Source organism: Arthrobacter sp. STN4, assembly GCF_024539665.1.
Lineage (GTDB): Bacteria > Actinomycetota > Actinomycetes > Actinomycetales > Micrococcaceae > Specibacter.
This window is the reverse complement of record NZ_JAKZGX010000003.1, coordinates 127,008-140,092: the sequence shown is the minus strand read 5'-3', so window position 1 is coordinate 140,092 and position 13,085 is coordinate 127,008. Positions and strand designations below refer to the sequence as shown.

At 67.7% G+C, this 13,085-nt stretch carries 9 protein-coding genes; 2 read left to right on the top strand and 7 right to left on the bottom strand.

Translation table 11 applies throughout. From position 1 onward, the window contains the following. Positions 1-121: 121 nt before the first annotated feature. Positions 122-955, bottom strand: coding sequence for a fumarylacetoacetate hydrolase family protein (locus MMF96_RS04070; RefSeq protein ID WP_176616557.1), 834 nt, complete (start codon positions 953-955; stop codon positions 122-124). A 51-nt stretch (positions 956-1,006) separates the two neighbouring features. Here MMF96_RS04070 and MMF96_RS04065 point away from each other — a divergent pair, with 51 nt between their 5' ends. Both MMF96_RS04065 and MMF96_RS04060 read left to right on the top strand, forming a co-directional pair. Next, the gene (locus MMF96_RS04065) at positions 1,007-2,512 is read left to right on the top strand and encodes a M20/M25/M40 family metallo-hydrolase (protein WP_256882635.1); all 1,506 of its coding nucleotides are present in this window, start codon (positions 1,007-1,009) and stop codon (positions 2,510-2,512) included. Between the two features lie 113 nt (positions 2,513-2,625). After that, positions 2,626-3,405: a hypothetical protein gene (locus MMF96_RS04060; RefSeq protein WP_256882634.1), complete on the top strand. Its 780-nt coding sequence runs from the start codon at positions 2,626-2,628 to the stop codon at positions 3,403-3,405. Here MMF96_RS04060 and MMF96_RS04055 read toward each other — a convergent pair. The 6 genes from MMF96_RS04055 to MMF96_RS04030 form a co-directional block, all read right to left on the bottom strand. After that, positions 3,380-3,889 (bottom strand): MarR family winged helix-turn-helix transcriptional regulator, encoded by a 510-nt coding sequence (locus tag MMF96_RS04055; protein WP_256882633.1) that lies wholly within the window; start codon positions 3,887-3,889, stop codon positions 3,380-3,382. The two genes, MMF96_RS04060 and MMF96_RS04055, sit on opposite strands and share 26 nt — an antisense overlap. Continuing rightward, positions 3,886-5,010: an LLM class flavin-dependent oxidoreductase gene (locus MMF96_RS04050; protein WP_256882632.1), complete on the bottom strand. Its 1,125-nt coding sequence runs from the start codon at positions 5,008-5,010 to the stop codon at positions 3,886-3,888. The genes MMF96_RS04055 and MMF96_RS04050 overlap by 4 nt, the downstream gene beginning before the upstream one ends. Positions 5,011-5,212: 202 nt before the next feature. Beyond that, positions 5,213-6,148 (bottom strand): endonuclease domain-containing protein, encoded by a 936-nt coding sequence (locus tag MMF96_RS04045; RefSeq protein WP_256882631.1) that lies wholly within the window; start codon positions 6,146-6,148, stop codon positions 5,213-5,215. Positions 6,149-6,309: 161 nt separating this feature from the next. Further along, on the bottom strand, positions 6,310-9,552 hold the full coding sequence (locus MMF96_RS04040) for an efflux RND transporter permease subunit (RefSeq protein WP_256882630.1): 3,243 nt from the start codon (positions 9,550-9,552) through the stop codon (positions 6,310-6,312). Positions 9,553-9,607: 55 nt separating this feature from the next. Beyond that, positions 9,608-11,107: a malate:quinone oxidoreductase gene (locus MMF96_RS04035; RefSeq protein ID WP_256882629.1), complete on the bottom strand. Its 1,500-nt coding sequence runs from the start codon at positions 11,105-11,107 to the stop codon at positions 9,608-9,610. 121 nt (positions 11,108-11,228) lie between these two features. Next, positions 11,229-13,010, bottom strand: coding sequence for an ABC transporter substrate-binding protein (locus tag MMF96_RS04030; RefSeq protein ID WP_375141397.1), 1,782 nt, complete (start codon positions 13,008-13,010; stop codon positions 11,229-11,231). Positions 13,011-13,085 lie beyond the last annotated feature (75 nt).

The following is a 13,085-nucleotide window of genomic DNA, read 5'->3' as shown; positions in this document are numbered from 1 at the left end:
AGGGCTGCAGGTTCGCCCGGAGGTGTAGTTGCCATTTGTCACCAATACTGCCACTTGAGGTTGGGGCTGCCCAAAACGTTGCTTGTGTATTCGCTGTGAGAACGCCCTGCACAGGGCGCGGTCAGAGGCCGGCCACCACCGGATTGCACAGCTCCCCGATGCCGCCAATCCGGCACGCCACCTCGTCGCCGGGCACGATCCGGCGGCATTCGGCGGGGAATCCGGTGAGGATGGCGTCCCCCGGCTGCAGGGTCATGAAGCCGCTGAGGTAGACGAGGATCTCCTCCACACCCCAGCCGAGGTCGTCGGTGGACCCCTGCGCCAGTTCGGTGCCGTTGTGCACGATGCCGATGGGCTGGCCGCGGTCCTGGAGGCCGACCACGATCCACGGTCCCAGCGGGGTGAACGTGTCGGGGCTCTTGGCGCTCAGCCACAGTTCGTCGCTCTTCTGGGCGTCGCGGTCGGAGACGTCGTTGCCGATGGTGAAGCCCAGGATGGCCTCACGCGCATTGTCCAGGGTCAGGTTCCTCGCCGGCCTGCCGACGACGGCGGTCAGCTCGGCTTCGGGGTCCACGTACCCCGCCCCGGGGCGCAGCCTGATCGCCTCGCCGGGGCCGACGACGGAGCTGGCCGCCTTGTGGAACGCCTGCGGCGGCAGGGCCCGGCCGGGTGCCCCCGTGTTGTGGGCCATCCCGAACACGTTGGAGGGGGAGCACGGGGCCAGGAAGGTGAACTGGCTCTCGACAACCGTCGCCCCGGTGGTCCAGCCGGCCCGGGCCCGGCTGTTTTGGTTGGCGGGGGACGTGGGGAAGGGGGACTCGACCACGGTCCAGACGCCGCCTTCGGCGCTGGCGAAGTCCGCGGCATCATTGCGGACAAAGAACTGCTCCGGCAGTGGTCCCGCCTCTGCATCGAGGGGGCGGACACGGGCCAGGCGGTACGGGACGAAGGTCATGAGGACATCCTACCTTCGGTCGGGACGGGGACCGTGACCTAGACTTTGGCCATGGGACGCGTCAGCGCAAAGTCAGTGAACCGTGCCGTCGCCGCAGCGCTCGCGGCCGGTGCCGCCGGAACCGCAGCCGTCATGGGCGCGCGTGCCGTGCGCGCGGGCGCCGAAGCCCAGGCGGCAAAGACGGGGGAGCGTGCCGGGACTGCGCACCCGGACGCCATCGGAGCGGACTTCGCCCGGGCCGCCGCAGACCGGCTGGGCGAACTGATCCGCTTCCGCACGGTGTTTTCCCGCCGGCGGGACGAGATTGAACTGGATGAATTCACCGGCTTCATCGACGCCCTGGCCCGCCTCTTCCCCGGTGTGCACGCGCACCTGGAACGCGAGTTCGTCAATGGCCACGCCCTGCTCTTCAAATGGCCGGGTGCGGGGCCGGGGGCCGATGCCGCGCCGGCGGTGCTCATGGCCCACTACGACGTGGTGCCTGTGGACGCGCGCGACGCCTGGACCCATCCGGGGTTCTCCGGCCACCAGGACGGGACCCACGTGTGGGGGCGCGGCGCGCTCGACGACAAGGGCGCCGTCGTACTCATCCTCAGCGCCGTGGAGTCGCTGGTGCAGGAAGGCTTCACCCCGGCACGCGACGTGTACCTGTCCTTGGGCAACAACGAGGAAACCGCCGGGGACAGCGCCGCGGCGGCGGCATCGCTGCTGAACGGCCGCGGCGTCCGGCCCTGGATGGTGCTCGATGAAGGCGGTGCCGTGGCTGAAAACGCGTTTCCGGGGCTGGCGCCGCCGGCCGCGGTCGTCGGGGTCGCGGAAAAGGGTGTCCTGGACCTTGAACTGCTCACGCGCAGCCCGGGCGGACACGCCTCGACGCCGCCGAAAATGGGTGCCACAGCGCGCCTGGCCCGTGCCATCATGGCCCTGGAGGAAAACCCGTTTCCGCAGTCCATGCCGGCGCCGGTTGTGGAAATGCTGCGCAGGACCGGCGCCAACAGCGGCCTGGGCTTGCGGCTGGTGACGTCGAACATGTGGGCGTTCAAGGGACTAGTGACGAAACTGTTTGACGCCCTCGGTGATGAAACCCGCGCCATGACGCGCACCACCGTGGCCATCACGGAACTTGAAGGCAGCCATGGCGCCAACGTGCTTGCGGCCACGGCCCGGGCCCATGCCAACATCCGCATCGCCGTCGGGGAGACCGTGGAAGGCACCCTCGAACGCGTGCGGCGCACCATCAACGACCCCGCCGTCGAGCTGGGGTTCCGCAGCGGCCACAGCCCTTCGCCGGTCTCCTCCTTCACCAACGCCCAGTTTGCACTCATTGCGCGCAGCGTCGGCGTCTCCTATCCGGAGGCGGTGGTTACGCCGTACGTGCAGACCGGCGCCACGGACTCCCGACATTTCGCCGCCATCTGCCCCGCCGTCTACCGCTTCTCCCCGCTGTTGATGGACGACGCCGACCGGGCCAGCCTGCATGGCATCGACGAGAAGGTGCGCATCGCCTCCCTGGGCGCCGGCGTGGTGTTTTACCGGGAGCTGGTCAAGGGCCTGTGAACCGACCCGGGCCTCCCCGGACGGCGACCAGGATGGCGCGCCGCCGACGCGGCCACGGCCGTGATGGCTAGTGTTGGTCCCGAAGGGGGGAAACGGACCTTTGAGGGGATGCAATGCAACGTTTTAGTGGAGGCAGGCAATTGCGGGCGTGGTTCCTGGCGGCCACGGGGCTGGCGGCCGCCCTGTCACTGGCAGCCTGCGGGGTGACGATCACCGCGGCCAGCCCCGCAGCGTCGGCCGGCGGAGACACCCAGGCCGGCCCGGCGCCGTCGTCCGCGGAAACCACGGGTGGCGCAGCCACGGGCAGCGCCACGTCAACGGCGGGGTCCACGGCCGCGCAATGGAAGACGTATACGGACCCGGCCCGGACCGTCAGCTTTGACCTGCCCGCCGCCTGGACCACGCAGCTGGTGCCCGGGAAGCCCGGCAAGGGCATCCGGGTCGAGGTGCGCGGCGGTTCCGGCGACCTCATGGCCACCCTGCAAACGCACCTCCCGGCGCCGGGCGGGACCTGCCCGGCCGCGGCGAAGCGGCCCTACACCGTGCTGGCCAGCATCCCGCTGCAGATTCCCTCGGACAACACGGGCGCGGCCGCCGTGGCCCCGCGCTTCGTCTACCGCGTGATCCAGGGCGGCACGCACTTTTACGCGTCATATGGCATCACCGACCAGGCGGGCGGGGCCGACGGGAAGGCCTGCCTGGTCCACAACACCGTCCAGTCGAACGCCCTGGGCGCCTACATGTTCGGCGACGTCCGGCAGTTCACCAGCGCCCTGGACGGGTCCGCCGGATTGCGTGCCTTTGCCACGATCGCGGACGCCCAGGCCTACATGCGCACCGGCGGCTACCTGGACATCCAACGCATGGTCACGTCGCTGAAGGTGCTGGACTGACCGCAGCGGCGGCCGCAGCCGCCCCGCCGGCCCGGAGTGCCACGGCGGAGCGCAACTTGCCGGTCAGCTCCAACAGCGTCTGCATTTCGGCATCGCTGAGGGCCTCCTCCATGAGCTGCATGATGTTTTGCACATGCGCCCGCCCCACCTCCTTTTGCAGGGCCGCGCCCGCCTCGGTGAGCCCGATCAGCACACCCCGCCGGTCGTCGTCGGGCGTCCGGCGCTGCACCAGGCCGCGCGCCTCCAGCCGCTCCACGAGGCGGGAGATGCTCGGCTGGGTCAGCAACACGTTGTCGTTGAGTTCATTCAGGCGCAGCCAGCCCGTGGGGCAGCGCGAGAGGTTGAACAGGACGTCGTACTCGCGGCTGCCCACCTTCTTGAAAATGGGTTCCTTGTGGAGTTCGCGCATCACGGCCACCTGCGAGCGCAGCAGCGATTCCCACGCCTCGGTGGCGAGGCGTCGGTGGGCTGCGGCGGAGATCATGCGCCCACACCGCCAGCCGTTTCATGCTCGACGCCGGCGGCCTCCTTGGCTTCCTTTGCCGCCTTCCGGGCGGCGAACGTCGGGGCCTCCGGGATGTTGGCCGGGCGGTTCGCCGCAAACTCCTTCCGGAGCGTGGGGAGCACGTCCGAGCCGAAGAGGTCCAGCTGTTCCAGGACGGTCTTCAGCGGCAGGCCGGCGTGGTCCACGAGGAACAGCTGGCGCTGGTAGTCGCCGAAGTAGTCGCGGAACGCCAGGGTCTTTTCAATCATTTCCGCCGGGCTGCCAACGGTCAGCGGGGTCTGGGAGGTGAAGTCCTCCATGGACGGGCCGTGGCCGTAGACGGGGGCGTTGTTGAAGTACGGGCGGAACTCGTTGACGGCGTCCTGCGAGTTCTTCCGGATGAAGAACTGGCCGCCCAGGCCCACAATGGCCTGTTCCGGGGTGCCGTGGCCGTAGTGGGCGAAGCGTTCCCGGTAGAGGTTGATCAACTGGATGTAGTGTTCCTTGGGCCAGAAGATGTTGTTGGCGAAGAAGCCGTCGCCGTAGTAGGCGGCAATCTCGGCAACCTGGGGCGTGCGGATGCTGCCGTGCCAGACAAAGGGGGCAACGCCGTCGAGCGGGCGCGGTGTGGCGGTGAAGCCGCGCAGCGGCGTGCGGAACCTGCCCTCCCAGTTCACCACTTCCTCATCCCAGAGGCGGCGCAGCAGGGCGTAGTTTTCCACCGTCAGCTCCACCGAATCCTGGATGTTCTTCCCAAACCAGGGGTAGACGGGGGCGGTGTTTCCACGGCCCAGGACCAGGTCCACGCGGCCCTCGGCAAGGTGCTGGAGGGTGGCGAAGTCCTCGGCGATCTTCACGGGATCGTTGGTGGTGATCAGCGTGGTGGTCGTGGAGAGGATGATCTTCTCCGTCTGCGCAGCGATGTAGCCCAGGATGGTGGTGGGGGAGCTGGGGTAGAACGGCGGGTTGTGGTGTTCACCGGTGGCAAAGACGTCCATGCCGACGTCCTCGGCATGCTTGGCGATGGTGGTGATGGCCTTCAGGCGTTCGTGCTCGGTGGGCGTCCGGCCCGTGGTGGGGTCCATGGTGATGTCGCCAACACTGAATATTCCGAACTGCATGGTGTGCTCCTTGGTCTCCCGGACGCGACCCGGGATATATATGCGTTTGCATCTAATATACGGTCCAACCCGGGGAAGGCCCAAAATGTTCCCGGGCCTCCTCCTGCAGCGGTTGGCACCTCCCCGCAGCATCCATGTTGCAGGTCCTGGACCGATTTCGGCGCAAATGGCCGGTTTTGACCCAAGAGCTGCAACACAGATCTTAGGAGGGCCGCCAGCCGCGTTCGTGGAGGGCCGCACGGACCTTGCGGACGGCTTCCTGGGCGTCGTTGGCCATGTGCCTCCTCATGATGCGCACTTCCTTCCAGCCCGCCCGGGCATAGTCCTCTTCCCGGGCGACGTCCCTTTCCACCTGCCGTGGATCGGCGTGCGTTGCTCCGTCGTATTCGACAGCGACCTTGTAGTCCCGGTAGGACTGGTCGGGTGTCCGTTCCACCCCGTCGGTGAGCCGGACGGCAACGTTGAGTTGGGGTTCCGGAAGGCCTGCCTGCCCACACGCCAGGCGGAGCCTGGTTTCCTGGGGCGAGTCGGAGCCGGTCCGGGCCAGGTGCAGCGCCTCACGTGCCTTCACGATGCCCGGCGTTCCCGGATGCCGTTCCAGGAGAACGGCGAGTTCCGAAAGGGTTGCGTAGGGCTCGCTGCGGCCTTCAAATACGGGCCGCGGGATACGGACAAGGTGGTCGGCAGCCACCACCAGTTCAGCAACTGCCATCTTGCGGGCGCAGTCCAGCCAAGTCCTTGTCCTGGTGGTGATCCACAGGCCGTCGAGAATGCAGACTTCGTCGTCGCGGAACATGGTGCGGTGGCCGGCCACCCCGCGCCGCCGCGCCGGGACGCGGGGGTACTGGCGGGAGATATGGATCGCCTTGCCGTCCTGACCGGGAAGGAACCCCGGAATGTCCCAGATGGCCAGCGCAGTGCCGTGGGAGGCGGCCGAATATCCGGTGACCACGGTATAGGGGCGCGTGAGGAGCGCCAGGGGGAGGTCGGCGTCGTTCTTCAAGGTCTTGATGCCGCGGCTGAGCGTGACCACGTCGCGGTGGCACAGCTCGCCGTAGCTGCTTCCGGCCGCGCGCGCTTCCTCGAGGGTGAACGGGGCTGCCCGGAACATTTCGGGAAGACGGTCAAGCGCTGCCATGCCCCCAAGCATGGCAATTTCCGGCAGTGGGCGTTTAAGTTATCCACAACCGGGCCCCACCCGCCATCCATGTTGCAGCTCTTGGACGAAAATCCGCTGAAATGTCCCTTTTTGGGCCAGGATCTGCAACAAGGACAGGGGAGGGGCGGCCCGGGCGGGGTTTAGTCGAGGGCGGCGCGGCGGCCGCGGACCTTCGGGATGGCACCCGTGGTCCAGTCCTCGAACGCGGGCTGCGCCGGCGACGCCGGGCCGCCGGGGCCGCGGCCGGGACCGGCAGCCGGCCGGTGCACCGTCTTCAGCGCCTTCAGCAGCTCACGCCTTTCCTTGCGGCCCTCCACGAGGCGGTACAGCACCGGCACCAGCACCAGCGTCAGGAGGGTGGAGGACACGAGTCCGCCCACCACCACGATGGCCAGGGGCTGGGAGATGAACCCGCCGCCGCCCGTCACGCCCAGCGCCATCGGCGTCAGCGCGAAAATGGTGGCCAGCGCCGTCATCAGGATGGGGCGCAGGCGCTGCCGGGCGCCGTGCTCAATGGCGTCGGCCACGTTCATGGCCGGCCGGTCGCCGGAGGGACGGCGGTACTGGTTGATCAGGTCAATGAGCACAATGGCGTTGGTGACCACGATGCCCACCAGCATCAACATGCCGATCAGGGACGCCAGGCCCAGCGGCACGCGCGTGATGAGCAGCAGCCCGATGGCGCCCGTGGCCGCAAAGGGAATGGAGACGAGCAGGATCAGCGGCTGCACCAGCGACTTGAACGCGGCCACCATGATCACGTACACGATGGCGATGGCAGCGAGCATGGCCAGCCCCAGCTGCCGGAAGGAATCGGCCTGCTGCGTGGCCGCGCCGCCGATCGTGGCAATGGCACCGGCCGGCAGTGTCACGGCATCGAGCTTCTTTTGCACCTCGGCGCTCAGCGAGCCCAGCGAGTTGGCTTCCGGCACCACGGAGACCGTGGCCGTCCGCTGGCCGTTGGAGGAGGTGATGGTCAGCGGCGTGTCCACCTGCTTCACCGTGGCGACGGAACCCAGCGGCACGGGCCCGGCGGCGGTGGGGATGACGGCCGCGGCGAGGTCCGCCACGGAGTCAAAGGTCCTGCCAGTGCCCACCTGGACCTTGTAGTCGGTCGTGTCGATGCGCACCGTCCCGGCCGGGATGGGGCTGACGGTGGCCGCCAGCAGCCCGGTGATCTGTGCCTCGTCCAGCCCCGCCGCGGCGGCCTTGGCCCGGTCCACGCTGACCTGCACCACTGGCTGCGCGCCGGAGAGGTTGCTGGAAACGGACTGCGCACCGGGCAGGCCGGCCATGGCCTTCACCAGGGTGTCGGACGCCGCCTGGAGTTCGACGCCGGTGCCCGCCTTCACCATGACGTCCACCGAGTTTGAGGTGCCAAAGCCGCCGCCGGAGGCTCCCAGCGCAATGGTCCCGGCATCCTTGATGCGGGCCACGGCCTTCCGGACGGTGTCCTGCAGCTTCACCTGGTCGGCGTCGGGGTTCGTGATGACCTGGAAGGAGGCGCTGGACGCCCCCGAGGAAAGCAGCGAGGAGAAGCCGCCCGAGGCGTTGCCGACCGTGACCTGCACGTCCTGGACGCCGTCGATGCCAGCAAGCACGGCCTCGACCTTTTTCGCCGCGGCGTCGGTGACGTCCAGGCTGGTGCCCGCGGGCATCGCCTGGTTGACCGTCATGCTGTTCTGCCCGGTGTCGCCGAGCAGGTTGGTGGGCAGCAGCGGCGTCATGGCCAGCGTTGCTCCCAGAATGACAGCCCCGGCCAGCAGCGTGTAGACGGGGTGCTTTTGCGTCTTGGCAAGCACAGGCAGGTAGCCGCGCTGCAGCCAGGAGCTGCGTTCCTTCCCTTCCACGGCGCGAAGGAGCGCCTGCCCGGCGAGGGCGGTGCCGGCGTCGTCCGCGGTGCCGGCGGGGGACTTCAGGAACCAGTAGGCCAGCACCGGGACAATGGACAGCGACACCAGCAGCGAGGCCAGCAGCGCAAACGTCACGGTGAGGGCAAACGGGCGGAACAGTTCCCCGGCCAGGCTGCCCACAAACGCGATGGGCAGGAACACCGCCACCGTGGTCAGCGTGGACGCCGTGATGGCGCCGGCCACCTCGCGGATGGCGGAAAGGATGGCTGCCTTCTTGTCCTCGCCGTAACCCATGTGCCGCTTGATGTTTTCAATGACCACAATGGAGTCGTCCACCACCCGGCCGATCGCGACGGTCAGGGCGCCCAGGGTCAGGATGTTCAGCGAATAGCCCGTGGCCCATAGCCCGATGAACGTCACCAGCAGCGAGAGCGGGATGGAGATCGCCGTGACCAGGGTGGAGCGGACGGACAGCAGGAAAACCAGGATCACCACGACGGCGAAGCCGAGTCCTAGCAAGCCCTCCTGGGTGAGGTCGTGGATGGACTTTTCAATGAACGGCGCCTGGTCCAGGACGGTGGTGAACTTCGTGTTGTGGCCCAGGGAGGCCTGGATCTGGGGCAGCTGCGCGGCGATCTCATGCGAGAGCGTCACGGTGTCCGCCCCGGGTGTCTTGGTGATGGACAGTGCCAGCGTGGGCTTGCCGTTGGTGCGCGTGATGGAGGTGGTGGGATCATCCGCCAGCGCCACGCTAGCCACGGATCCGATCGTGGGGGCCGTGGCCGCCTTGCCCCCGGACAGCGGCAGGGCCTTGATGGCGTCGAGCGAATCGACGGGGCTGCCGGCCTGGATGGGCAGCGTCAGGCCCTGGTTGCCCAGCGACCCGACGGGCACCAGCGTGCCGTTGTTCTTCAGCGCCTTCGTGATGGAGCCGGGGTTCAGCCCGGCCGCCGACAGCCTGGCCGCATTGGGCAGGATGGCAATGTGCTGGGTGTTGGCGCCGGTGACGTCGGCGCTGCGCACGCCGTCGATCTTCAGCAGCGCCGGCACCGCCAGGCGTTGCAGGCTGGTGTTCAGGGCTGCCAGGTCCTGGTCCGAGGACACGGCAAGGAACACGATCGGGAAATCGTCGATGCTGCCGGAAATGGGCTGCGGCTGCACACCGTCCGGCAGTTTGGGGGCGACATTGGAAATGGCCCGGTCAATCTGGTTCCGGGCCCGGTCCAGGTTGGTGCCGTAGGCGAAGGACAGGTTGATCGTTGAGACGCCGCTGCGGGAGGTCGACGTGCTGCTCTCGAGGCCTTCGACGCCGTTCAGGGCAGCCTCCAGCGGGGCGCCAACTTGCTTGTCCACCACTTCCGGCGACGCGCCCGGCATGGCCGAGACCACGGTGATGCGCGGGAACTCGATGGAGGGGATCAGTTCCTGCTTGAGCGAACCGAGCGTGATCACGCCGAACACCACGGCGAAGACGGTGATCAGCGCAATCAGCGCCCGGTTGCCCAGCGACATCCGTGCCAAGCGAAACATCAATACACTCCCACTGCGTTATGCCTGGTCTGCCCGGCCCTGCCGGGCGGGAACGCTAGGCTGCGTCGGTCTGCAGCTGGAGGGACGCGGCCGTGGCGGCGAGGGTCTGCGCAAACAGCTCCGCGTTCTCATTGAGCTTGGTGCCGTAGGTGGGCATCATGCCACGCAGCGAATCCTGCCATTCGAGCTTGAACTTGCGCGGGAAGCAGCGCTGGAGCAGCTGCAGCATGATCGGCACGGCCGTGGACGCACCCGGGGATGCGCCCAGCAGGGCGGAGATGGTTCCGTCGGCCGAGGTGATGACCTCGGTGCCGAACTGCAGCACGCCGCCCTTCTTGGCGTCCTTCTTGATGATCTGCACGCGCTGGCCGGCTGTGATCAGCTCCCAGTCGTTGCCGTCGGCACCGGGGAAGTACTCGTGGAGCGCCTCCACCTTGCCGGCGTGGGACTTGGTGACCTCGCTGACCAGGTACTTCACCAGGTCCAGGTTGTCCTTGCCCACGGCGAGCATGGGGATGATGTTGCCGGGGCGGATGGAGCCGGGCAGGTCAAGGTAGCTGCCGGTCTTCAGGTACTTCGTGGAGAAGCCGCCGTACGGGCCGAAGAGCAGGGAGCGCTTGCCGCCCACGTACCGGGTGTCCAGGTGCGGGACGGACATGGGCGGGGCCCCCACGGAGGCCTGGCCGTAGACCTTGGCGCTGTGCTTGGAAGCGATGGCCTCATCCGTACAGCGGAAGAACTGGCCGGAGACGGGGAAGCCGCCAAAGCCCTTGCCCTCGGGGATGCCGGACTTTTGGAGCAGGTGCAGGGCCCCGCCGCCGCCGCCGATGAACACGAACTTTGCCTTGATGCGGCCGCGCTCCCCGGAGGAGGGGTGCTTGGTGTCGATGTCCCACTGGCCGTCGCCGGTCCGCTGGACATCGGTGACGGAGGTGTTGAAGTTCACCTCGACGCCGTTGTGGTCCATGTAGCCGATGAGTTCGCGGGTCAGGGCGCCAAAGTCGACGTCGGTTCCTTCGGCTGCACGGGTTGCGGCCACCACCTGCTGCGGGTCGCGGCCCTTCATCACCAGCGGCGCCCATTCGGCGATCTGTGCCGGGTCCTCGGTGTACTCCATGGACGCAAACAGCGGGTTGCCGGCCAGGGCCTGGTGCCGGGTCTTGAGGAACTTCCGGTGCGGCTCGCCGATGACAAAGCTCATGTGCGGGACGGTGTTGATGAAGCCCCTGGGGGAGCCGATCATGTTGTTGTCCACCATGTGTGCCCAAAACTGGCGGGAGAGCTGGAACTGTTCGTTGATGTTCAGCGCCTTCGCCGGATCAACGGAGCCGTCCTTGGCCATCGGTGAATAGTTCAGCTCGCAGAGCGCGGAGTGGCCGGTGCCGGCGTTGTTCCAGGGACTGGAGGATTCCAAACCTGGCGAACCGAGCTGTTCAAACAGCACAATCTTCCAGTCTGGTTCGAGTTGCTTGAGCATTGCACCCAGAGTGGCGCTCATGATGCCGCCTCCGATGAGTACGACGTCAGCGTCTTTGGTGGTCGAGATGAAGGTCACAGTCAACTCCGAATAGAGGCTCTTCCTAGCGGTAGAAGCGTATCGCGGCAGGTGCTCCCAGCGTAAATCAAGGGAGCTGGGTCACACGGGAGGGGCCGGGCGCCGTACCCCACGCGGGGCGCTATTTGCCGGGGGCCAGCGTCACCTGGTTGAAGACTTCGTTCAGGACAGGGCTGAGCGGGTAGCTGGCAACCTTGTCGGAAAGGGCGATCGCGGAGATCGGGAACGCAATGGGGACGGCGGGGACGGAGGTGGCGATCAGTTTGTTGATGGCGTCGTAGGCGGCGACGCGTTCGGGCCCGTTGGGCAGGCTCCGGGCGCGGGTGATTTTTGAGACGAGCTGGGGGTCCTGCAGGCCGAGCTCGCCATTGGGGGCGCCAAAGAGCGGGCCCACGAAGTTGTCCGGGTCGGCGTAGCCGCCGTTCCAGCCCATGAGGCTCAGTGCGTGGTCGCCCGGGCGGGTGACGGCCTGGACGTAGCCGGCGTTCCAGGCGATCGGCACGGGCTTGATGTTGAAGCCGATGGCCGTCAGCTCGCGCGCAATTTCCGCATACACCTTTTCGGGGGTGGGCAGGTAGGTGCGGGTGGCGTCGGTGGGGTAGTAGAACTTGATTTCCTGGCCCCGGTAGCTGGATTCCTTCAGGAGCGCCTTGGCCTTGACGGGGTCGTAGGGGATGCCCGCCACGGCGTTGTTGAAGCCGCTGAGCTTGGGCGGGATGAACTGGCCCGCGGTGGCCGTGCCGGCGATGAAGAACTTGCCCACGATGGTGGTCTTGTCGATGCCGGCGGCGATGGCCTCGCGCACCTTGTCGTCCTTCATCACGGGGATGGCCTGGTTGATGCCCAGGTACATCACGGAGAACGGGTCGCGCTGGAGCACCTGCTTTCCGGCCTTGACCAGTTTGTCAAAGTTGCTTGGCGTCACCGGGTCGAACCCGTCCAGGGTGCCGTCCTCCAGTGCGGCGAGCCGGCTCACCGGTTCGTTGTAGGTGGTGAAGATGAGGGTGTGGATCTGGCCCTTTTTGCCCCAGTACTTCGGGTAGGCGGTCATGGTGACGCTGCCCTTGGCCGAGGAGGTGAACATGAACGGTCCCGTGCCGACAGGGTGCAGGGCGTACCGGGACACCTTGTTGCCGTTAAGCGTCCGGTCCAGGATGTTTGCCGTGCCCTTCGCCAGTGCCGTGGGGGAGGAGATCGCAAACGAGGGAAGCGTGAGGGCCTGCAGGAAGCCTGTCAGCGGCCGCTTCAGCTGCAGGGTCATCTCCAGCGGCCCGTCCACGGTGCAGCCGCCGTACAGCGAGTCGTTGGGCTGGTCTGAAAAATCGCGGAAAACCTGCTTGAACATGGTGCCGGAACCGTCGCCGCGGACATTTTTTGGGAAGGTGTACCAGCGCTGGAAGTTCTTGCAGACGGCCTCCGCGTTGAACGCCGTCCCGTCCTGGAACGTGACGCCGGGGCGCAGCTTGAACTGGTAGCTGAGCCCGCCGTCGGACTCCTTCCACGACGTCGCCAGGCTTGCCGCCGGCGCCCCCGTGACGGGGTCGACCGTCACGAGCCCCTCCAGGACCTGCCGCGTCACCCGGTACGATTCCGTGTCCGCCACCAGCGCCGGATCCAGGCCCGCCGGGTCCGCGCCCGTGCCAAAGCGGAAGGTCACGGGGGCCGCATTGGCGCTGTCTTGCCCCGTGGCGCTCGGGCCCGGTGACGGCGCCCCCGAGCAGGCAGTCACGCCCAGCAGGACGACGGCGGCCATCGCCGCCGCGAGCAGGCCTCGCGTGCGCGGGTGCTGACGGCCCGCCCTGCCCGCGGCCCGGTGCGGCGTGCGTCGGCTCGGCGTGCGTTGCGTGCGGGCCTGAAGTGGCACGTGGGGGTTCTCCTTGCCGCAGGGTGTTCCGTCAGCCACTCATCCTAGTTGCTCAAGCCCGGCAGCGGCAGGCTGCGGGCTGGAGCCGTGGTTGCGGGTGTGACGGGCCGGGGG

Bases quoted from the DNA above. Each gene is read 5' to 3' on its own strand.
- MMF96_RS04045 (WP_256882631.1), bottom strand. From the start codon at position 6,148: ATGGCAGCGCTTGACCGTCTTCCCGAAATGTTCCGGGCAGCCCCGTTC.
- MMF96_RS04055 (WP_256882633.1), bottom strand. From the start codon at position 3,889: ATGATCTCCGCCGCAGCCCACCGACGCCTCGCCACCGAGGCGTGGGAA.
- MMF96_RS04060 (WP_256882634.1), top strand. From the start codon at position 2,626: ATGCAACGTTTTAGTGGAGGCAGGCAATTGCGGGCGTGGTTCCTGGCG.
- MMF96_RS04050 (WP_256882632.1), bottom strand. From the start codon at position 5,010: ATGCAGTTCGGAATATTCAGTGTTGGCGACATCACCATGGACCCCACC.
- MMF96_RS04065 (WP_256882635.1), top strand. From the start codon at position 1,007: ATGGGACGCGTCAGCGCAAAGTCAGTGAACCGTGCCGTCGCCGCAGCG.
- MMF96_RS04070 (WP_176616557.1), bottom strand. From the start codon at position 955: ATGACCTTCGTCCCGTACCGCCTGGCCCGTGTCCGCCCCCTCGATGCA.
- MMF96_RS04040 (WP_256882630.1), bottom strand. From the start codon at position 9,552: ATGTTTCGCTTGGCACGGATGTCGCTGGGCAACCGGGCGCTGATTGCG.